This window comes from Sphingobium sp. SA2 (genome assembly GCF_032227065.1).
Lineage (GTDB): Bacteria > Pseudomonadota > Alphaproteobacteria > Sphingomonadales > Sphingomonadaceae > Sphingobium.
On the sequence record NZ_JAPMXX010000006.1, the window covers coordinates 1,018,386 to 1,044,471 of the forward strand.

The window sequence follows — 26,086 nt, forward strand, 5'->3', positions numbered from 1 at the left end:
GCGCGCCTGTCGTCAATTCAGGACGGACTGGCGTTTGACGTCCGCAATGATCGCGCTCAGCGTCCGCTGCGATGGCGTTGCGTCCGCATAGCTGACCACGCGCAAATCCGCCTCCAGACGCGGGGCCGCTTTCCGGGCGACCTTGGCCGGGGCGGCAGGTGCCTGCGCGACCATGATGCCGCCATGGGGTGCGGGCGCGCGATGCGGCCGACGCCTATCCCACATATCCGCGTCGATTTTGGCAAAGCGCACGCTGCTGCCCAAGGCGGGGTCAGGCGTGAAATCATGCAATTTCGCTTTGGCCGGATAGATGAAGCCGAAGGTCGGGTTGGTGCGCGCGCCCATTTGCGCGGTCGGGCTGTGCCAGACGCGCACCTGGCTCCAGTCGCCGCCGTCCGACACGTCGATGGCCAACACATCTTCCTCGATCGCGCCGGGCACGGACCAGTTGGCGTGGCGGATCAGCACGCGCCGATCGTCCAGCACGCGACTGACCACCGCGACATGGCCCAGCATCATCGGGCCATGCGGCCGGAACGCCAGAACCGCGCCCTTTTTGGGCTTGGCACCGCGTTTATACTGTTGGCTGGCCTGGTCCCACCAGGTCAGCGCATCCCCGCGAATATCCACGCCCGACACGATGCGCGCATAAGGCACGCATTGCAGCACCGCCGCGCTCCACAAGGGCGCAGCCGTCAGACCGGACGCCAGCAATGCTGCCGCCCGGACAAGTCCTCGAATCATTTATGCGATCCCGAAACCCAAGAATCGCCCCACCAAGGACGACCCTAGATCGCGACTATTTATGAAGAGGTTAAAGGATCAGAATGCCGCGCGGGGCGCGCCGCCGCTGGCCGCTGCCGATGCGATCTGCACCGGCTGATCAATGGTCCGGGCCGGCTGGGCATAGATGAAGCCGCGCGCCGCATTGGAGCGCAGGCCCAGATTGCCGATCGGGCCATACCATACGCGTACATCGGTCCAATCATTGTTGGCCGATACGTCGATGGCGCGAACATTGCGCTCGATACCGCCACGATAGGACCAGTTGGCATGGGTCAGCAGCACTTCGCGCTCATTGACCACCTTGCTGACCATCGCGACATGGCCGACCGGCATGGACCGGCTGGCGGCGAAGGCGAGGACAGCGCCGACGCGCGGTTCATGGCCACGGGCATAGCGGCCTTCCGCCTGGTTCCACCAAGTATGCGCGTTGCCGTAAAGGTCGATGCCGGACGCCTGACGGGCAAAGGGAACGCATTGCAGCACTCCGGCCGTCGCAGGCGTAACGATCAGGGAAGAGAACGCAAGAAGAGCAGCGGCGAAAACCGCGCGAAAACTACCGATCATGCGAATGCGACCCCGACTTGGCTTTTAGGCTTTTGCCCCGATGGCTGCTTTAGGCCAGACGCCGGACGTGATGGAAAGCACCGGGCGACGAGTCGTTGCGACGACGCGTTATGTCGCGGAACAAAAGAGATGGCCCGCCGTTACCATCAATCGAGTCGCCGCCGTCAAATCGTTGAAAAGCGACGATTCCGTCCCGGTCATCCAGACCTGCCCCCCGGTTGCGGCCAATCGGTCGAACAAGGCGGCTCGCCGCGACGGGTCGAGATGCGCCGCCACTTCGTCGAGCAGCAGGACCGGCGGTTGCCCGCGATCGGCCGCCACCAATGCGGCATGGGCGAGCAAGATGGACAGCAGCAATGCCTTTTGCTCGCCGGTCGAACACAGCGCGGCTGGCTGCGCCTTGGCAATATGAGTGACAGCCAGATCATGGCGATGGGGCCCGGCCAGGGTCCGTCCTGCCGCAGCATCGCGTCGTCGATCCCGCCCCAGCCGAACCGCCAAAGGCTCGTCGCAGGCACCCTCTTCTTGCTCGATCAGGACGGACGGACGGGCAAATGGCGCGTCAGGCTGGTCGGCCAGCACCATGTTCAGGCGCATGACCAGATCGGCGCGCGCTTGCGCCAGCGCGGTGCCATGCTCGTCCATCTGCGCCTCCAGCGCAGTCAGCCAAACGGGGTCTGCACGGCGGGGGTCGACCAGCAGCCGGTTGCGCGCGCGCATCGCCGCGTCATAGCGGGCGCTGTGTGCAGCATGGCCGGGGTGCAGCGCCAGCGTCAGCCGATCCAGAAAGCGCCGCCGCCCGCCCGGACTGTCGAGAAACAGCCGGTCCATAGCCGGGGTCAGCCAGACGATCGCCAGATGATCGGCCAGCGCATTCGCCGACGACGCCACCCCGCCGATCCGCACCTGTCGCCGGTCGGGCGTGGCAGCCGATACGCCCGTGCCCAGCACAACCCCGTCCACCTCCGCCGCGACGCCAAAGCCGCCCGCTCCATCCTGCCGCGTCATCGCCCGCAGGGCCGCGCCGCGCAGCCCGCGCCCCGGTGCCAGCATCGACACGGCTTCCAATATATTGGTCTTGCCCGCGCCATTGTCGCCGGTCAGCAGGATGAAAGGATGATCGGGCAGGATCAGCGCATCCGCATGGTTGCGGAAATCGCTCAAGGTCAGGCGGCCGATCATTGTGCGGCTGTAGCGGGCAACAGCCTGTCGGGGAAGCGCTTAGCAGCGTTTGCGCGTGGCAGACGCCCCGTCATTGACGATGGTGAGCCTTTGCCCGTCGTCTGCAAGGGCGAACGACATGGTGCGGGTCCAACTTTGTCCCTCGCCGGTAAAGGCTGCTGTGACCGACAAACGCCCGTCCTCCCCCGGCGTGGCCTTTTGCACAGTGCCGACGCTTTCATGGAAGACCAACTGGTCCGGCAGAATATTCAATTCCATATCCGCCGCCCGGTCGCCGCATCGATCATTGATGCCGGTCCAGCGTCCGTGCAGAGCCGCCGGGATCGGTCCGGCCATGTCGGCGTCGGCAGCAGTCGCGTTGGATGCCATTTCGACCGGCGACGCTGCGTTCGTTGGGGGCGAGCTGTCCTGCTCCGGCTTTTCGGTGCGGTCGCTGATATTCGCCGTCACCGACGGCGACGCGTCCGGTGAGTCCGCTGCCTTGTCGCAGGCGGCAAGCGCGATCGGGAGAAGGATGGCAAGGGCAAGGCGCATGACCACAGGAACAGGCGAGTTGCGCGGTGGTTCCTTCGATAGCGCCATTCCCCAATGGCCGACTTGCGCCCGGCTGTCATTGCCGTCATCACCAAGCCTTGCGAAGATCAGCGCGATGTCGGCCGTTTCGCCGACATTCATGATCAACGAGGCATTGCGATCATTTACAAGGGAGCGAGCGGCTCCCGTCGCCTGACTGATGGAGCCCAACCGATGAAGCGCCTGACTTTCCTTCTTGCCACCGTCGCTGCCCTGACCGCATCGACCAGCGCCATGGCCGCCCTGGCCGTCGGCGCCAAGGCCCCCGAATTCACCACGCGCGGGGCGATGGCGGGCAAGACCTTCACGCTGACCCTGTCGCACCAGTTGAAGCGTGGGCCGGTCGTCCTCTATTTCTTCCCCAAGGCGTTCACGCCGGGCTGTTCGGCCGAAGCGCGCGAATTTGCCGACAATATCGACAAGTTCAAGGCAGCGGGTGCGACGGTGATCGGCATGTCGGCCGATCCGGTCGATGATCTGGTCGCTTTCTCCACCAAGGAATGCGCGGGCAAGTTCGCGGTCGCCTCCGCCGGGCCGGGCATCGTTTCGGGCTATGACGTGGCGCTCAAAATGCGTCCGGGCATGACCGATCGTACCTCTTATGTCATCGCGCCATCAGGGCGGATCGCCTTCGTGCATTCCGAAATGAGCTATGCCAATCATGTGAAAACCACGCTTGCCGCGGTCGAAGCGATGAAGCAGAAATAAGAGCGCGTTATCGCTGGCGGGACAGAAAATCGCCGCCAGCGATCAGCGGCAAATCCGTTACCGGCAGGGCGTAGGCATAGGCCCAGGCGACGATGGGGCCGTCCGGTCCCCACACGCTCAGTTTTTCGCGGCGATATTCGTGCGGCTGCGGATAGGTGGCGGCGCATTCCTCATATGCATCAAGCCAGGCAAGCGTCGCCGCAGGATCAGACAGCGCGAGCAGGTCGCCAATGACCTGCCCCTCCGGCCCCGGCAGGAAAGCGGGATAATCCCCCACTCGGTAAAGCCGTCCTTGGGCAAAAGCGCGACCGATATATTGAGTCGCCCCTTGCAACCGCCGCGCCATCGGCCCGTCAAAGCCCCGTCGCAACGTGCCATAGACAAAGAGTGGCGGATGGATCACGCGCATGCCCCGCAAAAATTCCTAACCAGCAGGAATTTTCGCCAATAGGCGGAATTTTTGACATGTGTGCACTCGACTGCGACGGCGGAAAACCCCGCATTTCTCAAAGAAATCAAAACTGGCACGGCTTCTGCATTCCCTGAAAGCATCAAGGCCGGATGGTCCGGCCACCAGACAAACAGGGAGTTTTCATCATGTCCACCACCCGTTTCCAGCATGTCGCCGTTGCGTTCACCGGTGCCATCCTCGTCGCCAGCCTGTTCATCAGCGCGGCGGTGCCGGTCCTGCCGATCGCCTGATCGCACGCCACCCCAGCCTCTCCAGATCGACTTGAAAGCCAAAGGCATGAACAACAGTTTCACCCTCGACCGTCGCAATGGCAAGATCATGGGCGTATGTGCGGGCCTGTCCAACCGCAGCGGCCTGGATGTGACATTGATCCGCGTCGCCGTCGTCCTGCTGACGCTTTGTGCGCTCGGACCCATCGGCGTTGTGGCTTATCTGCTCGCAGGATGGCTTGCCGAAGATTGATGTCGCCGCAAATCATTGCAGCAAAGCGTATGGCATGCAGACAGTAAAAAGGCCGCTCCGGTTATACCGGAAGCGGCCTTTTCGCATCCCGTAATGTCGGGATCAAGGTTGAGCGCAAAGCGCGCTCAGGCATAAAGCACCGAGTAGAAGGTCAGCATCTGTGCGCCGACGGCTACGATCAGTGCAGCGCCTTGAAAAGCCTGCCGCATGGTCATGTCCTTTGTTTGGGTATCATCTATCCCCCGTCTTGGGGTTGCGGGTCTATGCGCCTGTCATGATTATGTAACAATCGCAAAGCGCGGCATACCGATTGCACTAAATGCAACAGTGCTGTTACCCCAAAGTCGCAATCAGCGCCTTGGCCGCAGCAGGGTTGCGCTCTTTGGCACCGCCGATGACAAACGCATAGACGTCCCCCTGTTTGATCAGCGTCCGCGCCTGGTCCGTCCAATCGCCAATGTCTGCGTTGGAATAGCCAGTCGTCTCTTCCGCCTGGGTCCGCATCAGCCGCAGATAGGAAAAGCCGACATCATATCCCCGAATTGCCGGATAGCTGTCATGATCGGCCAGCACGACTGCCACGCCCGCATCCCACGCCATCTCCAGAAAAGCAGGATCGTCGAAACTTTCGTGCCGCACCTCGACCGCATGGCGCAATGCGATGCCATCGACGCTGGCAGGCAACAGGCGCAGGAACGCGCCGAAGTCGTCGGGATCGAACCGCTTGGTCGGCATGAATTGCCACAAGATCGGACCCAGCCGATCGCCCAGCTCGACAATGCCCTGTTTCGTGAATTTCGCGATCGAGTCTCCCGCTTCGGCCAGCACTTTACGATTGGTGCAGTAGCGCGATGCCTTGACCGCGAACTGGAACCCGTCGGGCACGGCCTTCGCCCAGCTCGCGAAAGTTGCGGGCTTTTGACTGCTATAATAGGTCGCATTGATCTCAGTGGCAGTCAGATGCGCCCCGACATAGGCCAGTTCGTCTTTCTGCCGCAGCCCGGCGGGATAGAAATTGTCACGCCATGGCGCATAGACCCAGCCGCCAATGCCCACCCTGATCCGACCTGCCATATCGCGATTCTCCTGCCGCAATGCTGATCGCTTTCGCCGATCAGAGCCAATGGAAAAAGCGGTTGGCACATTTTGCGAATAGTTCTTAGCTGGGTCGCAACAAGGAGCATCCCCATGTCGCTGGACCTCATCAAGACGGGCACATATCTCAGTATCCACCTCACGGTCGGTTTTACCGTCGCCTATCTCATGACCGGATCAGTAGCGCTGGCGGGTGGCATTGCGCTGGTCGAACCGGTAATCAATGCCGTCGCCTTCTTCTTTCATGAAAAGGCGTGGAAGAAGATACAGGCCCGGCCGCCGCGCGAAGGATATCCGGCGTCGCGACACGATCAAGCTGCCTTCGCCTGATCGCTACCTTGCAGGCTTCCGTAGCCTGCCGATCAACCAGGGCTTGACCCCGCCGGTAGGCTTGGCCTTGCCGTCGAGACGTTTAGCATGGCGGATGACAATCGGCTTGACGATCATTTGCCCCCGCATCGGCCCAGTCCCGCAGCAGGTCGGGACAGCGAGAATTTTCTTCACCACGTCCATCCCTGCGACAACATGGCCAAAGGCCGCATAGCCGATATAGCCCGGCCGTGCGTCCATGGTGGGGGTCGGGCCGATGGTGATGAAGAAATTACCCATTGCCGAATTGGGCCGGTTGGGCCGCGCCATGGACAGCGTCGCGTCAAGATGGCGGATGCCCGTCTGGGTCGTCGGCTCATGTACCACCGGCGGCAAGGACCGCCGCGCATCGCTGTCGATCCCGCCCTGGATCAACCCCATCGTCGGCGCGGATTTGCGTCGCGCAGCGCGGTAGAAGGTGACGCCGTCAAACCGACCATCATCCACATAGGTCAGGAAATTGGTCGCCGTGCGCGGCGCGCGCTTCTGATCCACCGCGACGATGATCGTCCCCACCGACGTCTCGATCGCGACGCGGGTGTAGCCGGGCGTCGGCCGGTTGGTCGGTGCAGCAGTAGCAAGGCCAGAAGAGAGCGCCAGAGCAAGTGCAAGGATATGGAATAACGATAGGCGGACGATCATAGCGTCCGGCCTATCGCTCCCACACCCGACTGGCAACGCCAGCAGGGTGTATTTGGCCGTATCGCGTCAACCGATCACGAAATCTGCATTGGTCAACGCCAACCCGGCAGCCAATTGCGCGAACAGCACCGACCCGCCCGCCGCATTGCCATTGGCATCATAATAGAGGTTGCCGGTAGCATTATCATACATGATCCGGTCACTGGCATCGAGCGCAACCGCGCCGAGACGGAAAGCGCCTGCCGCGAGTTGGCCGGCGGCTCCCGCCGCCGAAAATATCGATGAGGCCAATGAAATCACATCATCCGTCACATGGAAATCAGTAATAACATCGACATTGCCGGCACCAAGCGCCGTATCGAATACGAACATATCTTGGCCTGCGCCACCGGTTAGCATGTCGTTCCCGCCATTGCCTTCAAGGCGATCATTGCCGCCGCCGCCGCTTAGGGCATTATTGCCACTGTTCCCATTTATAGCATTGTCAACGCTATTGCCTGTGCCACCGATATTCGCAATACCGGTGAGGTTCAGTGTTTCCACAAAAGTACCGGCCAGAGTATAGCTGACTGAGGCATTGATAACATCGGTTCCGCCGATATTGGTTTCGATTACGACATCGCTGATATTATCAACGATATAGACATCATCTCCCAATCCTCCCGTCATCTTGTCAGCGCCAGCGCCGCCATTTAGCAAATTATTTCCACCATTGCCCGTAAGGATGTTTGCCAGATTATTCCCGATAGCATTGATATTTCCAGTCCCCGTCAACCTCAGATTCTCAACGTAGATACCTGCAAGACTGAAATCGACGGATGCGTCGATGCGATCGGCACCGCCTCCATTAAATTCGACGATGATGTCACCAGCGTTGTCCACGACATAGACGTCATTCCCATCGCCTCCCGTCATGATGTCGGCACCTATGCCGCCATTTATGACGTCATGCCCGGCAGTGCCCGTAATGGTGTTGGCTAGGGCATTGCCGTTCAGGGTCTGGCCAGTCGATCCCGTCGCCGTGAGCGTTTCGACATGATCGGCCAAGATGTAATTCGTGAGCGCTGTGCGCACTTCGTCATTGCCCTCTCCACCAAGCTCAATCACTTCTTCACTGACATGGTCAACGACATAAATATCATTGCCTTTGCCGCCGATCATTACATCGGCACCAATACCGCCATTGAGGGTATCGTTGCCATCGCCCCCGGTCATACGGTTGGCTACCGTATTGCCAATTAGGGTTTGGCCATTGTTAGTGGTCGCGGTCAGCTTTTCTACATTTACACCTAAAGTATAGGTAGAAAGACCGGTTCTGACTTCATCAGTCCCAGAATTAGCTGCTTCCGTGACAATGTCACCAGCATGATCAACGATATAAATATCGTTACCTATGCCACCGACCATCGTGTCAATGCCGGATCCCCCGTCGAGAGTATCGTTGCCGGCACCGCCATTGAGGGCGTCGTTCCCTGTACCGCCGCTCAACACATTATTATTGCCATTGCCAATCAACATATTGGCCAGGCTATTGCCGCTACCGTTAATGGCTGCTGTGCCCGTAAGGGTCAAGCTTTCGACATAAATACCCACCAGTGAATAGCTCACCGATGCATTGACGGTATCATTACCGCCATTGTTAGCCTCGACGATCGTGTCGCCTGCATCATTGACATAGTAGAGATCATCGCCCGCGCCGCCGACCATCATGTCGGCACCGCCGCCGCCATTGAGGATGTCGGCGCTGCCCGTACCCGTGATCCGATTGGCGAGGCTATTGCCAATCAGTGTTTGCCCTGCGCTGCGTGTGCCGGTCAGATTTTCGACATGCGCGCCCAGCGTATAGGACGCCAGGTTGGTGCGCACCTCGTCAACGCCCTCATCGGCCGCTTCGTTGACCATGTCATTGACGCTCGTGACGATATAGATGTCGTTGCCGAGGCCGCCTGCCATATCATCCGCGCCGACGCCGCCGTCTATGGTGTCGTTGCCTTCGCCACCCAGGATGATGTCGTTGCCGTCACCACCGTCGATACTATCGTCGCCAGCGTCCCCATAGAGGCGATCATCGTCGGCTCCACCTGACAGGCTGTCGTTGCCTGCGCCGCCGAAAATCTGGTCAAGGCCAGCGCCGCCAAACAGGCTGTCATTCCCGGCACCACCGAAGATCTGGTCATCGCCTGCATCGCCTTGGACGGTGTCGGCCCCGTCGCCACCATCCAGCCGATCCTCGCCGTCTCCGCCTGCCAAGCTGTCATTGCCGCCGCCACCGAGCAATATATTATTGGCGGACGATCCTCTCAGCACGTCATTATAGGCAGACCCCGTGATATTCTCGAAATTGGTGACCGTATCCGTTCCGGCTCCTCCGGTGATCTGCGCACCTGTGAGCGCGAGAGAAAGTGTGACCCCGGCCGTAGCACTGGTATAGCGCAACGTATCGACGCCATCGCGGCCGTCCATGACGTCATTGCCTGCACCGCCCTCGATGACGTTGTCCGTGCTATTCCCGGTCAGCACGTCGTTGAATGCGGAGCCGATAATACCCTCGACACTGGAAAGCGTATCCGTGCCGATATTGCCGCCAAGCGCGAATATGCTGTTGGCGGACAAATCAATGGTCAGTGCGACATTACTGCCGACATAGCTGGCGATATCATAGCCGCTGCCACCGTCCAGCATGTCATTGCCTTCGCCGCCGAGCAACAGATCATCGCCTTCGCCGCCATAGAGCCAGTCAGCGCCTGCTCCGCCAATCAGGGTGTCGGCACCACCGTCTCCATAAACCGTGTCGTTCCCGTCACCGCCGTCGAGGCTGTCATCGCCCAGACCGCCGAAGATCTGGTCATTGTCCGCGCCGCCAAAGACTTGGTCGTTGCCATCCTGTGCATAGAGCGTATCGGCACCGAACTCGCCATGCAGTTGGTCGCTGCCTGCTCCGCCATAAATGGTGTCGGCATCATCACCACCATGGACGATGTCATTGCCATCGTCACCATAGATGGTGTCGGTCCCGGCGCCGCTGGTTATAGCATCATCACCAGCGCCGCCGACGATATAGTCATTGCCTTGACCACCAGAGATGGTGTCGTTGCCATTGCCGCCATGCAGTTCGTCGTTACCACCATTGCCGACAATCAGGTCGTCGCCATCGACACCATAATAGATATTGGCTTCGTCCGTGTCGATAAACTCATTCGCCTGCGGCGTGCCGACGATCCGGCGGAAGGGGTTATCGACGAAGTCCGTCAGTTGGATGTCGGCAATGGTGCCGGGTGCGAACTCGACCACATAGTCCGAGCCGCTCAGCGTCAGGTCGCGGTCGCTGTCGATGATCAGCACCGTCTTTGCGCTGCCGCCTGTGCCAACCCGGCTCCACCACACCTGGACAAAGCCCGTGCCAAGGTCCGCCCCCGGCAAAGGCGCGCCATCATAATAGAGCGCCGACGACAATTCGCCCCGGAACACCAGCGGCACATTGGTGTAGCCATAGGTACCGTTGATATAGGGATCGAACTCTAGCTTCAGCTTGTCGCCCTCGACCCGGCTGAAATCGGTAATGACATGGGGTGCCGCCAAACTGCCAGGCGCATTGCCCGCAGCTCCAAGGCGAAACACATCAGCGCCCGTGCCACCCGTGGCTGTATCCCGTGCATTGACTTCTGTGCCGACATAGACCGCATCATCACCTGCACCACCGTTGACGATATTGATGCCGCCGTCGCCGCGTACGGCGTCATTGCCTGCGCCACCCTGGACTGTGTCATTGCCATCGCTACCGCGAACGTCATCATTGCCATCACCGCCATCGAGCGTATCGGCGCCTGCAAAACCCACAATATAATCGGCACCAGCGCCGCCACTGACACCATCATTGCCCTCGCCACCATAGAGCGTGTCGTTGCCCGCGCCGCCGGTCAGCTGGTCATTGCCGATGCCACCGTCCAGATAGCTACCCGACGTGCCTGCGGTCATCACATCGTCGCCAGCCTCGCCATACAGCGAGTCAGACCCCGCGCCGCCTGACATCACATCATCGCCAGCGCCACCATAGAGCGTGTCGTTGCCCGCATCGCCATACAGCGTGTCGTTCCCGGCATCGCCATACAGCGTGTCATTGTCGTTGCCGCCGTAGAGGCTGTCGGCATCGTCCCCGCCATAGAGAATGTCATTGCCGTCTTCGCCATGAAGCGTGTCGATGCCTGCGCCACCGGCGATCGTATCGCTGCCGCCATCGCCCCACAGGCTATCATTGCCCAGCAGCCCATAGATGAAATTATTGCTGGCATCGCCATGATGGCTGTCGTCCCCGGCCGTCCCGGCATAGGTGCGGAAGGGGTTATCGACGAAGTCCGTCAGTTGGATGTCGGCAATGGTGCCGGGTGCGAACTCGACCACATAGTCCGAGCCGCTCAGCGTCAGGTCGCGGTCGCTGTCGATGATCAGCACCGTCTTTGCGCTGCCGCCTGTGCCAACCCGGCTCCACCACACCTGGACAAAGCCCGTGCCAAGGTCCGCCCCCGGCAAAGGCGCGCCATCATAATAGAGCGCCGACGACAATTCGCCCCGGAACACCAGCGGCACATTGGTGTAGCCATAGGTACCGTTGATATAGGGATCGAACTCTAGCTTCAGCTTGTCGCCCTCGACCCGGCTGAAATCGGTAATGACATGGGGTGCCGCCAAACTGCCAGGCGCATTGCCCGCAGCTCCAAGGCGAAACACATCAGCGCCCGTGCCACCCGTGGCTGTATCCCGTGCATTGACTTCTGTGCCGACATAGACCGCATCATCACCTGCACCACCGTTGACGATATTGATGCCGCCGTCGCCGCGTACGGCGTCATTGCCTGCGCCACCCTGGACTGTGTCATTGCCATCGCTACCGCGAACGTCATCATTGCCATCACCGCCATCGAGCGTATCGGCGCCTGCAAAACCCACAATATAATCGGCACCAGCGCCGCCACTGACACCATCATTGCCCTCGCCACCATAGAGCGTGTCGTTGCCCGCGCCGCCGGTCAGCTGGTCATTGCCGATGCCACCGTCCAGATAGCTACCCGACGTGCCTGCGGTCATCACATCGTCGCCAGCCTCGCCATACAGCGAGTCAGACCCCGCGCCGCCTGACATCACATCATCGCCAGCGCCACCATAGAGCGTGTCGTTGCCCGCATCGCCATACAGCGTGTCGTTCCCGGCATCGCCATACAGCGTGTCATTGTCGTTGCCGCCGTAGAGGCTGTCGGCATCGTCCCCGCCATAGAGAATGTCATTGCCGTCTTCGCCATGAAGCGTGTCGATGCCTGCGCCACCGGCGATCGTATCGCTGCCGCCATCGCCCCACAGGCTATCATTGCCCAGCAGCCCATAGATGAAATTATTGCTGGCATCGCCATGATGGCTGTCGTCCCCGGCCGTCCCGGCATAGGTGCGGAAGGGGTTATCGACGAAGTCCGTCAGTTGGATGTCGGCAATGGTGCCGGGTGCGAACTCGACCACATAGTCCGAGCCGCTCAGCGTCAGGTCGCGGTCGCTGTCGATGATCAGCACCGTCTTTGCGCTGCCGCCTGTGCCAACCCGGCTCCACCACACCTGGACAAAGCCCGTGCCAAGGTCCGCCCCCGGCAAAGGCGCGCCATCATAATAGAGCGCCGACGACAATTCGCCCCGGAACACCAGCGGCACATTGGTGTAGCCATAGGTACCGTTGATATAGGGATCGAACTCTAGCTTCAGCTTGTCGCCCTCGACCCGGCTGAAATCGGTAATGACATGGGGTGCCGCCAAACTGCCAGGCGCATTGCCCGCAGCTCCAAGGCGAAACACATCAGCGCCCGTGCCACCCGTGGCTGTATCCCGTGCATTGACTTCTGTGCCGACATAGACCGCATCATCACCTGCACCACCGTTGACGATATTGATGCCGCCGTCGCCGCGTACGGCGTCATTGCCTGCGCCACCCTGGACTGTGTCATTGCCATCGCTACCGCGAACGTCATCATTGCCATCACCGCCATCGAGCGTATCGGCGCCTGCAAAACCCACAATATAATCGGCACCAGCGCCGCCACTGACACCATCATTGCCCTCGCCACCATAGAGCGTGTCGTTGCCCGCGCCGCCGGTCAGCTGGTCATTGCCGATGCCACCGTCCAGATAGCTACCCGACGTGCCTGCGGTCATCACATCGTCGCCAGCCTCGCCATACAGCGAGTCAGACCCCGCGCCGCCTGACATCACATCATCGCCAGCGCCACCATAGAGCGTGTCGTTGCCCGCATCGCCATACAGCGTGTCGTTCCCGGCATCGCCATACAGCGTGTCATTGTCGTTGCCGCCCCGTAGCACGTCGGCACCATCGCCCCCGTAGAGCGTGTCGTTTCCGTCCCCGCCCCGCATCGTGTCATTGCCGCCAAGGCCATAAGCGATAATGTTTCCGGCGCTTGCCAGGAGCGAGTCCCCGCCGACAGTTCCGCGCCAGATCGGGAAGCTGTCGGTGAAATCCTCCTGCGTCAGCGATGTTATGCCGTTGATATAGGTGTAGATATCGAGTTCGGAAAACTGACCGTTGTCATCGACATCGACCCATAGTTCGACACGATTGTTGACGGTATCATGCTTCCACGACACGTCCGCAAAGCCATCGCCGACCAGTTCGGCGGGCAACTGCACGCCCGACGCGCCACCGCCAATGACGAAGGTGAAGTTGATCGGAGTCGCGTTGAACGCGATGCCCCGGCCATAGGCGTAGGAAGGCAGGTCGATCTTGTCGCCGCCGGCCACGCCAGCGCCTTCGAAATCGGTAATGGTATCGATGGTGGAAGGCGAGGAATCCGAACGCGGCGTGTTGTAGGTCAGCGTGAAGATATCATTGCCTGCCCCGCCGGTCAGCATGTCCCCATCCAGGCCACCGATGATCTGGTCGTTGCCAGCGCCACCGACCAGCATATCCTGGCCCAGCCCCCCGTTGATCACATCATCGCCGCTGCCGCCGGTAATGATATCATCGCCTGCGCCGCCGGTGATGATCATGGCATTGGTCGCCGCAGTCGCATTCAGGTGCAGGAAATCGGTTTGCAGTTGTGATCCCGCGTCGATCCATCGCACGTCAGTCATGGCATGCAATGTCAGACGCACTTGCCCCGAACCGATCGAAAAACGCTCGACCCCGCGCACCGTATCAGCGTCGAAGAGGATGGAATTGGCGTAGATGCCCGATATCGACAATATGTCGACGTCACTGCCGGTACCGCCATTGATGCGGTCGGCGGCATTCAGCGATGACCCTATAACGATGTAGTCGGCGCCATTGCCCCCATCGACAATGTCGTTGCCGACGCCGGTGATGATCTCATCATTACCATCGCCGCCGTTCAATATGTCGTTGCCGACGCCACCGTCGATCAGATCATCGCCGCTATCGCCGTTGATCGTGTCATTGCCATCCTCACCATAGAGGGAATCATCGCCCAAGCCGCCGGAAATGACATCATCGCCGCCGCCGCCGTAAATTTCATCAGGGTCGGTCGTGCCAGTGAGCGTATTCGGCAGATTGTCGCCAATAATAGTCGCCATCATTCCCTCCTGCACCTCGATCGAGCAATGTCGCCGTCGAGTTAACCCCATCTATAAAAACGGAGTGGGGATAGCGCAGGAAAAGACCAAAACTATAGCATGGATTGGACATAATCAATGTGTTGGCGGGGCTTCCCGCGCACCGCGCGATTGCCATCGGCTTCCGCAAGCCAATGACAGAACACAAAGATCATGCCTCTCCCCAGTCGAGGGAAGGTCACATCTTCTCCTCGATGCGCAGGCTGATCAGGCCGCCCGCGCCTTGAGCAATTTGTCGATCGTCAGGGGATAATCGCGGATGCGGATGCCGGTTGCGTTGTAGATGGCGTTCGCCACCGCTGCGCCAGCCCCGCAAATACCCAATTCGCCAACACCCTTGGCCTTCATCGGCGAACTTTTGTCGTCCAGTTCTTCGATGAACAGCACGTCTTGTTCGGGGATGTCCGCGTGGACCGGCACCAGATATTCGGCCATGTCGTGATTGACGAAGAAACCGAAGCGGGTGTCGACGTCCAGCGCCTCCATCAGCGCCGATCCCGCCCCCATGGTCATCGCGCCGATGACCTGGCTGCGCGCGGATTTGGGATTGAGGATGCGCCCGGCGGCGAACGCGCCGCCCATGCGGCGGATACGCACTTCGGCCGTGTCGATATCGACGCCGACTTCGCAGAAATGCGCGCCGAAGGTCGCCTGCGCATAGCGTTTGTCGAGATCGCCGAACTCGATACTGTCCTCGGCCCACACACCCTCGCGTCCGGCGAGCGCTGCCAGCGTCTGGGACTTGTTCTCGTGACGGACCAGGCCCTCCTCGAACTCTGCCTGATCGACAGGATAGCCCGCCTTTTCCGCAAGTTTGGCGCGCAACGCCATGGCGGCGGCATAGACGCCCGCCGTCGAACTGTTCGCGCCCCATTGCCCGCCAGACCCGGCGGACACAGGGAAGCGGCTATCGCCCAACCGTACGGTGACGGCTTCCAATGGCACGCCCATCATCTCGGCCGCCGTTTGGGCGATGATCGTATAGCTGCCAGTGCCAATGTCAGTCATATCGGTTTCGACGATCACCTGCCCCTTGGCATCGACGCCGATCCGCGCGCCTGACTTGCCGACCAGATTGTTGCGGAAGGCCGAGGCGACGCCCATGCCGACCATCCAGCGTCCATCGCGCACTTGTCCTGGCTTTGCCTGACGCTTGTTCCAGCCGAAACGCTCGGCCCCGGCGCGCATGCACTCCACCAGCTTGCGGCTGGAGAAGGGCCGCTGCGTGCCTGCTTCAGGATCATATTGCACATCATTGCGGATGCGTAGTTCGACCGGATCGACGCCGCAGGCTTCGGCCAGTTCATCCATCGCGACCTCCAGCGCGAGCAGGCCGACCGCTTCGCCCGGCGCGCGCATCGCATTGCCTTCGGGCAGATGGAGCGTCGCCAGCCGGTGTGCGGTCATCCGATTGGCACCACGATAGAGCAGCCGCGTCTGCTGCGCCGCCGTTTCCGGCCCGCCGCCGGGCAGGTCGCCCGACCAGACTTCATGGCCGATCGCGTCGATCACGCCATCCTTGTCCGCGCCGATGCGGATGCGCTGGATCGTCGCCGGGCGATGGGTGGTGTTGTTGGGGATCTGGTGCCGCGCGAGCGCCACCTTGACCGGACGTCCGACCTGCCTTGCCCCCAACGCCGCCAGCAGCGCATCGGCGCGCAAGAACAGCTTGGCCCCGAAGCCGCCGCCGATATAGGGCGACACCAGCCGGACATTCGCCTTAGGGATGCCCAATGTCTTGGCAACATCGCCCACGGTCCATGCGATCATCTGGTTGGACGTCCACAGCGTCAGCTTGTCGCCATTCCACGCCGCGGTGGAGGCATGTGGCTCCAGCATTGCGTGGCTATGGTCGGGGGTGGAGTAATTCTGATCGACCTTGACCGCCGCCTTGGCGAACGCGCCGTCGAAATCGCCGACCGCCGTATCGGGTGACCCGCCAAAGCCGCCTTCGGGTGGCTTGACGGCATTGGCCCGCTCGGCGGTCAGGTCGAACTTCCCGCCTTCGCTGGTGTAGTCAATCCGCACCAGCTTGGCCGCGTCGCGCGCATTTTCGAGGCTGTCGGCGATGACCAGCGCAACCGCCTGATCATAATGGTCGATCTGCGGCCCACCCAGCAGGGGCGCGGTATTCATGCTGCCCTTGCCGAGTTTTCCGGCATTGGCGTGCGTGACGATGCCCAGAACGCCGGGCGCGGCTTCGGCCGCGCGCAGGTCCATGGCGGCGATGCGCCCCTTGGCAATGCCCGACCCGATCATCCAGCCATAGGCGGCATTGGGCGCGGCGTCGTGCCGTTCATAGGCATAGGGGGCGGTGCCGGTCACCTTCGCGGCGCCATCGATCCGGTCATGGGCCTTGCCCACGACCCGGCCCTTGTCGATCGGGTTCAACCCGGCGGGCGTATCGAACTTCATGCCCGTGCCTCCTTCTGCCGATAGAGCGACGTCAGCGTCTGTTCGACCAGCTTTTTCTTGAAATCATTATGATGCGTCGTGCGTGCGCCCGCCAGCGCGGCCTCCGCCACAGCCTTAGCGCCGGACCCGGCCGCTGCATCCGCATCAACCGTACGCCAAGGCTTTGCGCCAATGCCGCCAAAGGCAAAGCGCGACGCGCCATTCTTGCCGAACACCGCCGCCACCGACACCAGCGCGAAAGCATAGGAGGACCGATCGCGCACCTTGCGATAGACATGGGTACCGCCGATCGGCTTGGGCAGGGTGACCGACGTGATGATCTCCCCGGCTTTCAGCGCCGTTTCGACATGGGGCGTGTCGCCGGGCAGCAAGTGAAAGTCCGCGATCGGGATCGACCGGGCCGCGCCATCCGCCCCCACCGTATCCACCGTCGCGTCCAGCAGCCGCATCGCTACCGCCATGTCGCTCGGATGCTGGGCGATACAGGCATCGCTCACGCCCAAAATGGCGAGGTTGCGGCTCATACCCTGCAACGCGCCGCAGCCGCTGCCCGGCTTGCGCTTGTTGCAGGGCATGCGCGTGTCATAGAAATAGGGGCAGCGGGTGCGTTGCAGCAGATTGCCCGCCGTGGTCGCCTTGTTGCGTAACTGCCCGGATGCGCCCGACAGCAAGGCGCGGCTCAGCACGCCATAATCGCGCCGCACCACCTTGTCGGCGGCCAGATCGGTATTGCGCACCAGCGCACCGATGCGCAGCCCGCCATCGGCCGTCTTCTCTATCTGATCGAGCTTCAGCGGATTGACGTCGATCAGATGCGTGGGCGTCTCGATCTGAAGTTTCATCAGGTCGAGCAGGTTGGTGCCGCCGGCAATGAAGCGCGCGCCCTGGGTCGAGGCCGCCATCTTCGCCGCCTCCTGCGCGCTGGTCGCGCGGCTATAGGTAAAGGGCTTCATGCCTTGGCTCCCCCGGCCACGTCGTTCATGGCGGCGATGATGTTGGGATAGGCGGCGCAGCGGCAGATATTGCCGCTCATCCGCTCGCGCAGCTCGGCATCGGTCAGCGCCACCTTGTCCAAATCGTCGGTGACATGGCTGGGGATACCCGCCTCGATTTCTTCCAGCACGGCGACGGCGGAGCAAATCTGGCCCGGCGTGCAATAGCCGCATTGATAGCCGTCATGAGTGATGAAGGCGCGCTGCATCGGGTGCAGCTTGTCGGGTGTGCCCAGCCCCTCGATCGTAGTGATCGCCTCGCCATCATGCATGACAGCGAGCGTCAGGCAGCTATTGATGCGTCGCCCTTCCACGATGACCGTGCAAGCGCCGCACTGGCCATGGTCGCACCCTTTCTTGGTGCCGGTGAGGTGCAGATGCTCGCGCAGCGCGTCGAGCAGGCTGGTGCGCGGATCGAGCTGCAAATGCGCTTCGCGGCCATTGACGGTCAATTCCACCGGGATCATCGGGGTTCCTTCGCGAGAGGAAGCGGCGGCGGGCTGTGCCGCCTGCGCGCTGGAAAGAAATGGCGTGGCCGCTGCAATGGTCGTTCCACCGCGCAACATGCCCCGGCGGGTGATCTGGTCGGACGGCATGGCGGTCCCTTTCTTCTGCTATCGGCTGTCATACGAAGGGCGGCGGCAAATGATCCCTGCCGATGCAGGAAATATGATCGACAAGCCGCAGCGACGCAAGCGCACCTAATGACAGTGCGGCAGGACCGGCGCGATAGCCGGACAGCGAGTCGGACAATGGTTTCATATTTTTGCGCTGGGGCGCGCGGGGTGGCCGAGGGCGGCGAACGGGCAAAAGTGGCAGAAAACCAGGCTTTCCCGCACTTGCAGCAAGGAATTTCATATTTGTGCAATTCTCCCCTTGCCGATCCTCAAAAGCGCTGCTAGTTCCCCGCCACCCGCCGAGAGGGACACATCCTCCGGCCGCCAGAGCGGGCGTAGCTCAGGGGTAGAGCACAACCTTGCCAAGGTTGGGGTCGAGGGTTCGAATCCCTTCGCCCGCTCCAGAATTCATCGATATATCAATGGGTTCTGGGGCACGAAGCTATCGGAAAGTTGGAGACAAGGCGACTTACGCTGGCCGTTGTCTCCACCAAATTTATAACCGTGGCGGATTTTCGGGTTGGGTGGCGTAGCTATTCGCCCTTTGCATTTAACAATCTACGCAAATTCACACAGATGGGCATTGAGTTTCTTTGCTGCTTCATGAGAGGCGAAAACCGGACTTTGGTCGGCGGCTGAACGGCAACTATCATGTCTCACTCCTCGTGCTATGTCGTGAAGCAGACGAGCAGCTATTCGAGGTTAGCGGGCGGCAGAACAACAGGAAATCGACCACTATGTGTCGAAACTCCGGTTCATATTTGTTCAGACGCCTCAGAGTGCACAGTGGGCAATCCCACATGACCGTCACGCAATCACTGGAATGGCCCACTTTACGCGCGGGGCATCGGATAAGCAGACCAGGAAAATCTTGATTCGTGAAAAGCATCATCGGTGGTGGATCGAGCGATCGCAGGTCGAAGCCTATGCCCTAGGGTCGGCTCTTGATGTCAATCGCGGGGGGTGGCTGCATATCGGCACTCTGTCACGCAGCCTTGACCTACTTGTCCTGGGCAGGGGCGCAACTGTTACCACGCTGATCTGGGAAGATCGCGCGCGCAGCGACCCGTGTCAGGAACTCATACGCGGCATCGGCCCAAATTTCGTCGTCGCGTTGTTGATGGATGGACCCATCTTCGCGGCAGATGGTCGGCACGCTATAGGACGGTGCTGGCGGACGATCCGAAATCCTCAGTACTGACGATAACGTCCATGAGGCTGATTCAACGATCCAGCGAAACCGGAGCCTTTGCGCCCGCGAATTAGATTGCTCTGCTCCAGGACGATAGTAACCGACCGATTGAGGCCGCCTGCCTTGCTGTGATGTGAGCGCGTAAGGGACGTCCATAAGGACGTCGTTATGGACGTCCTGAGCCAAAGCGAGGGACGGCGGTGGAGATATTGGGCCGGGAACGGCGTCGTCGGTGGAGCAACGCGGAGAAGCTCGAGATCGTCGCCGCTGTGGGAATGAACGGAGAGACGTTGGCGCGCGTCGCGCGGCGCTACGATGTGTCGCGAAGCCAGATCTATCAATGGCGCCATCTGTTCAGGAAGCGAGGGTTGCTGCCTGCGGCGGACGAACCGACCTTTTTGCCGGTTGATATCGGGGCGCCCATGCTGAGCGCGGAGCCCGTGGTCGATGACCGGGTGGTGGCCTCGCCCTTGATCATCGAGCTGTGTCTGGCGCAAGGACGGCGGCTTCGCTTCGATGCCGACATCGAGGCTACTGCCTTGACCCGGCTCATCAGGTCGGTGGAAGCTGCATGATCGGACCGGGCACCGGCGTAAGGGTCTATCTCGCCTGCGGCTGTTGAGTTGCACTGAGAAGTGACCCGGGATTTTCATTGAGAAGTGACCCGGGTGGGCGAGGTTGATGTGCTGCCTGCGACGAGCAGGGTCAAGCGGGTGATTTGTCCTTTCTGGGTTTTGGGGCGGCGGAACTGGCCCTAAAGCGGAAGCTGTCATTGCCGGTTTCAAGGATGTGGCAATGATGCGTGAGGCGATCCAGCAGGGCGGTGGTCATTTTCGCATCGCCAAAGATACTGGACCACTCGCTGAAGCTCAGGTTGGTGGTGATAACAACGCTGGTCCGCTCATAGAGTTTGCTGAGCAGATGGAACAGCATGGCCCCGCCTGAAGGGCTGAAGGGTAGATATCCCAGCTCATCAAGGATGACGAGGTCGAGGCGCAACAGACGCTCGGCCAACTGGCCCGCCCTGTTTGCGGCCTTTTCCTGCTCCAACGCATTGACCAGATCGACGGTAGAGAAGAAGCGGATCTTTTTGCGGTGATGCTCAACCGCCTGGACGCCCAAAGCCGTCGCGATGTGGCTTTTGCCGGTGCCTGGTCCGCCGATCAGTACGACGTTGTCGGCGCTATCCATAAAGTCACCACGATGAAGTTGACGCACGAGCGCCTCGTTGACCTCACTGACGGCAAAGTCGAAGCCTGCCAGATCCTTGTAGGCCGGGAACCGGGCTGCCTTGATCTGGTAAGCAATGGACCTGACCTCGCGCTCGGCCATTTCCGCTTTGAGAAGCTGGGAGAGGATCGGAACGGCAGCGTCAAAGGCTGGCGCGCCCTGCTCGATCAGATCGCCGGCGGCTTGCGCCATGCCATACATTTTGAGGCCGCGTAGCATGACAACCACAGCGGCGCTGGCGGGATCATGACGCATGGCGTAACGTCCTCAGCGTGTCGTAGCGTTCGACATCGGCCACAGGCTCCTGGGCGAGGCGCAGGGCTTGCGGGGCATCGATTGGGGATGCCGGTGGAGCCTTGCCATCGATCAGGCGGTGCAGAACATTGAGGATGTGGGTTTTGGTCGGCACCCCGGCTTCAAGGGCCAGTTCGACTGCGCTGAGTACAGCCTGCTCATTATGCTGTAGAACGAGGGCGAGGATTTCGACCATCTCCCTGTCACCACCAAGCCGTTTGAGCAGATGCCCCTGCAGTTGCCGGAAGGCTTCGGGCATTTCCAGGAATGGCGCTCCATTGCGCAAAGCGCCAGGCTTGCGCTGAACAACTGCCAGATAGTGCCGCCAGTCATAGATCGTCTGCCCCGGCTTCTGGTGAGAGCGGTCGATAATTCGGTTGTGCTCGCACAAGATTTGCCCCTCGGCCGCGATAACCAACCGATCGGGATAGACCCGCAGGCTCACTGGCCGGTTCGCAAAGGAAGCAGGCACGCTATAGCGATTGCGCTCGAACGCGATCAGGCAGGTGGGCGACACGCGCTTGGTATGCTCGACAAAGCCATCGAAGGCCCTTCCCATCGGCATCAGGCTGATAATCTCAGCGGCGTGCACATCGGCAACTGTGCCGGGCAGGACGCCATGCTGGATTTCTCCCCATTGTGCGATGCACCGCTCTTCCAACCAGGCATTGAGGGCATCAAGATCCGGGAAGCTGGGCATTGGCTGCCATAACCGCCGACGCGCATCCTGAACGTTTTTCTCGACCTGGCCTTTCTCCCAGCCTGAGGCCGGATTGCAAAAATCCGTCTCGAACAGGTAGTGACTGGCCATGGCAGCGAACCGCGCATTGACCTGCCGGATTTTACCCTTGCCGATCCGGTCTACAGCCGTCTTCATATTGTCGAATATACCACGCTGCGGCACGCCGCCCAGCACCCGGAATGCATGCGTCAGCGCATCGAACAACATCTCGTGGGTTTGAAGCAGGTAGGCTCGCGTAATGAACGCCCGACTGTGGGAGAGCTTGGTATGGGCCACCTGCAGCTTGACAGGTCGGCCATTCAGAAGGGCATAATCCTCACTCCAATCGAACTGGAAGGCCTCACCGGGCTGGAAGATCAGCGGTACGAATGTACCGCGCCCGCTGGTTTGCTTTTCATATTGGCGTTCGGTCTTCCACGCTCGGGCGAAGGCGGCAACACGGCCATATGACCCCTCGTAGCCCAGCATAACCAGATCAGCATATAGCTGCTTGGCTGTTCGCTTCTGCTTGCGCGACTTGCCGGATTCCACCCGCAGCCACGTCGTCAATTTTTCTGCAAACTGATCAAGCTTGCTCGGCCGTTTGGGAACCTTGAACGTCGGCTCCACCGCGTCATCGCGCAGATATTTGCGGATCGTGTTGCGCGATAATCCAGTCCGCCGCCTGATCTCGCGAATGGGGATGCCTTGCCGAAAATGCCAGCGGCGGATCACACTGAGTAAGTCCATGTCGATCACTCCGATGCCTCCTGACTGTCAGCCAGGGGCTAGGAAAACATGGGTCAATTCTCAGTGAAAACTTATAACCCTTCCGGGTCACTTCTCAGTGCAACTCAACACTGCGAGGACTGCGGGCATTGGCGGATCGCCTATAACAGCTGTCTTATGGGTAGATCCAGTAATGGTGAGCTGGCAGCGACCTGGTCGCTCCTTCGCCCATTTCGCCGCCAGCCCCGCTCACCATTACGTGGTGCTCTTCAGCAGCGCCATCAGCTTGTCGGTCGGTTGGAATGTCCCACGACGCAGATGTGGCGGCACGATCGCTTCCATTGCTTCGAGCTTTTCGGTTGGATCGCCGCGCGTATAGACTTCGGTGGTCGTCATCGTAGCATGGCCCAGCCACAGTGATACTTTCCGGATGTCTTGGGTCGCCTGCAGGATGATCATCGCGCAGGTGTGCCTGAGCACATGAGGCGAGACGCGCTTCTTCGCGAGCCCAGGCTGTTGACGGGTAGCGGCCGCGGCGTGCTGCTTGAGTAGATAGGCGAAGCCCCATCGGCTCAAAGGTTCACCGCGCGCACTGATGAACACTTCGGGTGCCGCAACCTTTCCGCGAATGGCGAGCCATGCGCGCAGTGCCGTGGCTGCCGGCTTCCACAGCGGCAGAGCTCGTTCCCGCCGTCCCTTGCCAACAACGCGTATGCTCATCGACGACATGTCGATATTGTCGATCGTCAGACCCGTCAGTTCCGAGACGCGCAACCCTGCACACACGGCCACATACAGCATCGCTCGGTCGCGGATACCGTCGCGCGTTGCCGGGTCTGGGGCGTCGAGAAGCGCCTGCAGTTCCTCGCGTCGTAGATAGGGAACGAGACGCGTGTCCGTCTTCTTGAACGGAATAGCAAGAACGCGACGGACCTGATCGAGGGCCGCCGGCTGCCGGTATTCGAGGAAGCGGAAGAAGGACTTGATGGCCGCCAAGCGAACGTTTCGCGTCACGGCGGCGTTGTGGCGCTCATCCTCGAGATGCTCGAGGAAGGCGCTGACCAAGCCGGGGTCGATCTGCTCCAGCATCAACCTGGATGGTCTGGTCTTGAACCTTGCAGCCGCGAACTCGAACAGCAGCTGGAAACTCTGAGCATAAGAATCGCAGGTGTGTCGGCTGGCGCCACGTTGATGGACGAGTGTTTCGCGCAGGAACGCTTCGATGAGGGGAGCGATTGGTGTCATGCTCGTTTCCCCTCAGACATGAACGCATCGCCGGCCATGGCGATGTCGCGCACGAGGTCGGCGGTTGCCTCCAGATACCAGTAGGTGGCGTAGATGTTGACGTGCCCCATGTACGTTGCGAGCGCGACCATATGCGCACCGCACCCATTTCGGCCCGTCGGACTGTCTTGTAGTGCCCGCACCGCGAATGTGTGCCGCAGATCGTGCAGCCGCGGGCGGCGCGCCGACGATGGTCGGATGCCAGCTTTGCCGACCAGCCTGTCAAAGGTCTCTTTGACTGCGATGTATCGAAGTGGCTGGCCATGTGCATCGGCGAACACAGGATCATCTCCCGAGCCGGGTCCCCGGCGCTGCAGGTAGCGTTGCAAGCCTGCCGCCGCCGTATCGTGCAGGGGCACAAGACGGGTCTTCCGGAACTTGGTCTCGCGGATCAGCAAACCGTCGCTCGATATGTCGGCGAACGTGAGCTTGAGGGCTTCGGAGATGCGCAGCCCCGTGGCCGCGAGTAGGGCTATCAAGGTCGCATAAGTCAGCGGGCGCAGGCATCCTTGAGGTCGAAGCTGGCCAGCGGTTTCGATCAGGCGAGCGATCTCCGTGCGCGAGTAAATGTGCGGCGGCCGGCGCGTTTTGCGGGCGCCGAAGTGATTGCCCGGGGGCAACTCGTGCCGCAAGTCTTCGATGCGGATATGGCGTGCGAAGCGGCAGACAGCTTTCAGCCGAGCGTCGCGCTGTGCAATTGACGGTCCCAGTGCAGCCCAATCGATGGCTGTTTGCGTTTGAACATACGCGTGTCCGCGCTCAGCCGCGAAGCCGGCGAAGCTTTTGAGCAGATACTCGGCATTCGACATCGCAAAGCCTGTGGCACGGCGCAGTGAAGCGCCCCGGGTTTTCAGGAGGCAGTTTTCATTTGGCTATGCAGCCATATCGAGGTTCTCGAGGGCTGCATAGTAATTGTCTTCGGCCTCAGCGGGCGGGATGTGCCCGATAGGGCCGAAGAGCCGGTGATTATTGTACCAATCGACCCAGCGCAGCGTTGCCATTTCCACGGCCGAAACGCTTGGCCATGATCGCTGCCGCCAGATGACCTCGGCCTTGTAAAGGCCGTTGATCGTCTCGGCTAAGGCGTTGTCGTAGGAATCACCTACGCTACCGACCGAGGGGACGAGTTTGGCCTCGGCCAAGCGCTGGGTATAGTTCATCGCAAGATATTGAACTCCCCTATCGCTATGGTGGATCAGTCCATCATCGGGATCTGGCCTGCGGGCATGAATCGCCTGCTCCAGGGCATCCAGAACGAAGCTGGCAGTGGCTGACGTGCTGACCTTCCATCCGACAATCCGCCGGGCAAAAGCATCAATCACGAAGGCGACATAGACGAAGCCTGCCCAAGTATGCACGTAGGTGAAATCGACGACCCACAGGGCGTTTGGCCGGCTGACGCGAAATGCCCGATTGACCTTGTCCAGCGGACACGGCGCCTTCGGGTTGCTGATGGTGGTGATCGTCTTCTTCCCACGACGGACGCCTGCCAGCCCCATGGCGCGCATTAATCGTTCCACCGTGCATTTCGCCACCATGATGCCTTCACGCCGCATCTGGTGCCAGACCTTGCGTGCGCCATAGAGACCGAAGCTGGCCTCATGGACCCGCTTGATCTGCTCCCTGATCTCGTCATCACGCTGCGCACGTGCTGGACGCCTGCCGGGATCGGCACTACGCGCGGCGTGTTCATGGTAGGAGGATGGGGCGATTGCCAGTTCCCGGCAGATCGGCTCGATACCCAAATCCTCGCGATGGACGTCGATGAACGCCATCATCATCTCCCGGGGCGGTCGAGCTCCGCCATCGCAAAATACGCAGATGCCTTGCGCAAAATCTCGTTGGCCCGGCGTAGTTCCTTCACTTCGCGCTCCAGCAATCTCAGGCGTTCCCGGTCATCCGCCGCCAGCGCCGCTGGCCCCGCTCGTCGGCTCGCCTCCTCGCGGCACCACCGGCGCAGCGTCTCCAGCGAGCAGCCGATCTTCGCCGCGATCGACTTCATCACTTCCCATTCCGAGCCGTACTCGGCCCGCTGCTCCACCACCATACGAACCGCCCGCTCGCGGACTTCAGGTGAAAATTTGTTGGTTGTCTTGCTCATAACGGATGCTCCTTCTCACAAGTTGGAGCCTCCTGGAA

20 protein-coding genes, 1 tRNA gene and 1 other annotated feature are annotated in these 26,086 nt (G+C 60.9%); of the genes, 5 read left to right on the forward strand and 16 right to left on the reverse strand.

Features of this window, described 5'->3' with window-relative positions; translation table 11 throughout:
- Window positions 1–12: 12 nt before the first annotated feature.
- The 4 genes from OVY48_RS12650 to OVY48_RS12665 all read right to left on the reverse strand — a co-directional run bounded on the left by OVY48_RS12650 (window position 13) and on the right by OVY48_RS12665 (window position 3,207).
- On the reverse strand, window positions 13–744 hold the full coding sequence (locus OVY48_RS12650; RefSeq protein WP_313923089.1) for a CHAP domain-containing protein: 732 nt from the start codon (window positions 742–744) through the stop codon (window positions 13–15).
- 78 nt (window positions 745–822) lie between these two features.
- Window positions 823–1,350: a CHAP domain-containing protein gene (locus OVY48_RS12655; protein WP_313923090.1), complete on the reverse strand. Its 528-nt coding sequence runs from the start codon at window positions 1,348–1,350 to the stop codon at window positions 823–825.
- 108 nt (window positions 1,351–1,458) lie between these two features.
- Complete coding sequence (gene recF, locus OVY48_RS12660) at window positions 1,459–2,532, reverse strand: DNA replication/repair protein RecF (RefSeq protein ID WP_313923091.1); 1,074 nt, start codon at window positions 2,530–2,532, stop codon at window positions 1,459–1,461.
- A gap of 39 nt (window positions 2,533–2,571) precedes the next feature.
- Window positions 2,572–3,207, reverse strand: a complete 636-nt coding sequence (locus OVY48_RS12665; RefSeq protein ID WP_313923092.1) for a hypothetical protein — start codon at window positions 3,205–3,207, stop codon at window positions 2,572–2,574.
- Window positions 3,208–3,279: 72 nt separating this feature from the next.
- Between OVY48_RS12665 and OVY48_RS12670 the strand changes: the two genes are divergently transcribed.
- A complete protein-coding gene (locus OVY48_RS12670; protein WP_037478836.1) occupies window positions 3,280–3,813 on the forward strand; it encodes a peroxiredoxin in 534 nt (177 codons plus the stop codon).
- 7 nt (window positions 3,814–3,820) lie between these two features.
- On the opposite strand, the gene OVY48_RS12675 is transcribed toward OVY48_RS12670, so the two are convergent.
- On the reverse strand, window positions 3,821–4,222 hold the full coding sequence (locus OVY48_RS12675) for a gamma-glutamylcyclotransferase family protein (protein ID WP_313923093.1): 402 nt from the start codon (window positions 4,220–4,222) through the stop codon (window positions 3,821–3,823).
- A 339-nt stretch (window positions 4,223–4,561) separates the two neighbouring features.
- On the opposite strand from OVY48_RS12675, the gene OVY48_RS12680 reads away from it, so the two are divergent.
- Window positions 4,562–4,747 (forward strand): PspC domain-containing protein, encoded by a 186-nt coding sequence (locus tag OVY48_RS12680; RefSeq protein ID WP_313923094.1) that lies wholly within the window; start codon window positions 4,562–4,564, stop codon window positions 4,745–4,747.
- Window positions 4,748–5,080: 333 nt separating this feature from the next.
- Here the strand turns inward: OVY48_RS12680 and OVY48_RS12685 are convergent, their stop codons facing one another.
- The gene (locus tag OVY48_RS12685; protein ID WP_313923095.1) at window positions 5,081–5,821 is read right to left on the reverse strand and encodes a DUF72 domain-containing protein; all 741 of its coding nucleotides are present in this window, start codon (window positions 5,819–5,821) and stop codon (window positions 5,081–5,083) included.
- A gap of 114 nt (window positions 5,822–5,935) precedes the next feature.
- On the opposite strand from OVY48_RS12685, the gene OVY48_RS12690 reads away from it, so the two are divergent.
- On the forward strand, window positions 5,936–6,172 hold the full coding sequence (locus OVY48_RS12690) for a DUF2061 domain-containing protein (protein ID WP_037476696.1): 237 nt from the start codon (window positions 5,936–5,938) through the stop codon (window positions 6,170–6,172).
- 3 nt (window positions 6,173–6,175) lie between these two features.
- Here OVY48_RS12690 and OVY48_RS12695 read toward each other — a convergent pair whose 3' ends face one another.
- The 5 genes from OVY48_RS12695 to paoA all read right to left on the reverse strand — a co-directional run bounded on the left by OVY48_RS12695 (window position 6,176) and on the right by paoA (window position 18,476).
- Window positions 6,176–6,853: a peptidylprolyl isomerase gene (locus tag OVY48_RS12695; RefSeq protein WP_313923096.1), complete on the reverse strand. Its 678-nt coding sequence runs from the start codon at window positions 6,851–6,853 to the stop codon at window positions 6,176–6,178.
- Between the two features lie 66 nt (window positions 6,854–6,919).
- Window positions 6,920–14,437, reverse strand: coding sequence for a calcium-binding protein (locus OVY48_RS12700; RefSeq protein ID WP_313923097.1), 7,518 nt, complete (start codon window positions 14,435–14,437; stop codon window positions 6,920–6,922).
- 243 nt (window positions 14,438–14,680) lie between these two features.
- Entirely contained in the window at window positions 14,681–16,888 is a 2,208-nt protein-coding gene (gene paoC, locus OVY48_RS12705; RefSeq protein WP_313923098.1) for an aldehyde oxidoreductase molybdenum-binding subunit PaoC, read from the reverse strand.
- Window positions 16,885–17,841 carry an FAD binding domain-containing protein gene (locus OVY48_RS12710; protein ID WP_069065498.1) on the reverse strand — a complete coding sequence of 319 codons (957 nt, stop codon included), beginning with the start codon at window positions 17,839–17,841 and terminating at the stop codon, window positions 16,885–16,887. The genes paoC and OVY48_RS12710 overlap by 4 nt, the downstream gene beginning before the upstream one ends.
- Window positions 17,838–18,476: an aldehyde dehydrogenase iron-sulfur subunit PaoA gene (paoA, locus tag OVY48_RS12715; RefSeq protein WP_096061672.1), complete on the reverse strand. Its 639-nt coding sequence runs from the start codon at window positions 18,474–18,476 to the stop codon at window positions 17,838–17,840. The genes OVY48_RS12710 and paoA overlap by 4 nt, the downstream gene beginning before the upstream one ends.
- 350 nt (window positions 18,477–18,826) lie before the next feature.
- Here paoA and OVY48_RS12720 point away from each other — a divergent pair.
- Both OVY48_RS12720 and tnpA read left to right on the forward strand, forming a co-directional pair.
- A tRNA-Gly gene (locus OVY48_RS12720) sits at window positions 18,827–18,901 on the forward strand.
- A gap of 988 nt (window positions 18,902–19,889) precedes the next feature.
- On the forward strand, window positions 19,890–20,264 hold the full coding sequence (tnpA, locus tag OVY48_RS12725; protein WP_096064159.1) for an IS66-like element accessory protein TnpA: 375 nt from the start codon (window positions 19,890–19,892) through the stop codon (window positions 20,262–20,264).
- Window positions 20,265–20,394: 130 nt separating this feature from the next.
- Here tnpA and istB read toward each other — a convergent pair whose 3' ends face one another.
- The 5 genes from istB to OVY48_RS12750 all read right to left on the reverse strand — a co-directional run bounded on the left by istB (window position 20,395) and on the right by OVY48_RS12750 (window position 26,048).
- On the reverse strand, window positions 20,395–21,174 hold the full coding sequence (istB, locus tag OVY48_RS12730; RefSeq protein WP_313922336.1) for an IS21-like element ISRsp3 family helper ATPase IstB: 780 nt from the start codon (window positions 21,172–21,174) through the stop codon (window positions 20,395–20,397).
- Window positions 21,164–22,684, reverse strand: a complete 1,521-nt coding sequence (gene istA, locus OVY48_RS12735; protein WP_313922344.1) for an IS21 family transposase — start codon at window positions 22,682–22,684, stop codon at window positions 21,164–21,166. The genes istB and istA overlap by 11 nt, the downstream gene beginning before the upstream one ends.
- 234 nt (window positions 22,685–22,918) lie before the next feature.
- Window positions 22,919–23,908 (reverse strand): tyrosine-type recombinase/integrase, encoded by a 990-nt coding sequence (locus tag OVY48_RS12740; RefSeq protein WP_313923099.1) that lies wholly within the window; start codon window positions 23,906–23,908, stop codon window positions 22,919–22,921.
- The gene (locus OVY48_RS12745; protein WP_313923100.1) at window positions 23,905–24,756 is read right to left on the reverse strand and encodes a tyrosine-type recombinase/integrase; all 852 of its coding nucleotides are present in this window, start codon (window positions 24,754–24,756) and stop codon (window positions 23,905–23,907) included. The genes OVY48_RS12740 and OVY48_RS12745 overlap by 4 nt, the downstream gene beginning before the upstream one ends.
- A gap of 63 nt (window positions 24,757–24,819) precedes the next feature.
- Window positions 24,820–26,048 (reverse strand): IS3 family transposase gene (locus OVY48_RS12750; protein WP_096064161.1). Its coding sequence is split into 2 segments (ribosomal slippage): window positions 24,820–25,760 and window positions 25,760–26,048, totalling 1,230 coding nucleotides; the frame shifts between segments, so codons are not numbered across the junction.
- Window positions 25,653–25,767: a sequence feature (AL1L pseudoknot), on the reverse strand. It overlaps the preceding gene by 115 nt.
- Window positions 26,049–26,086: the final 38 nt, after the last annotated feature.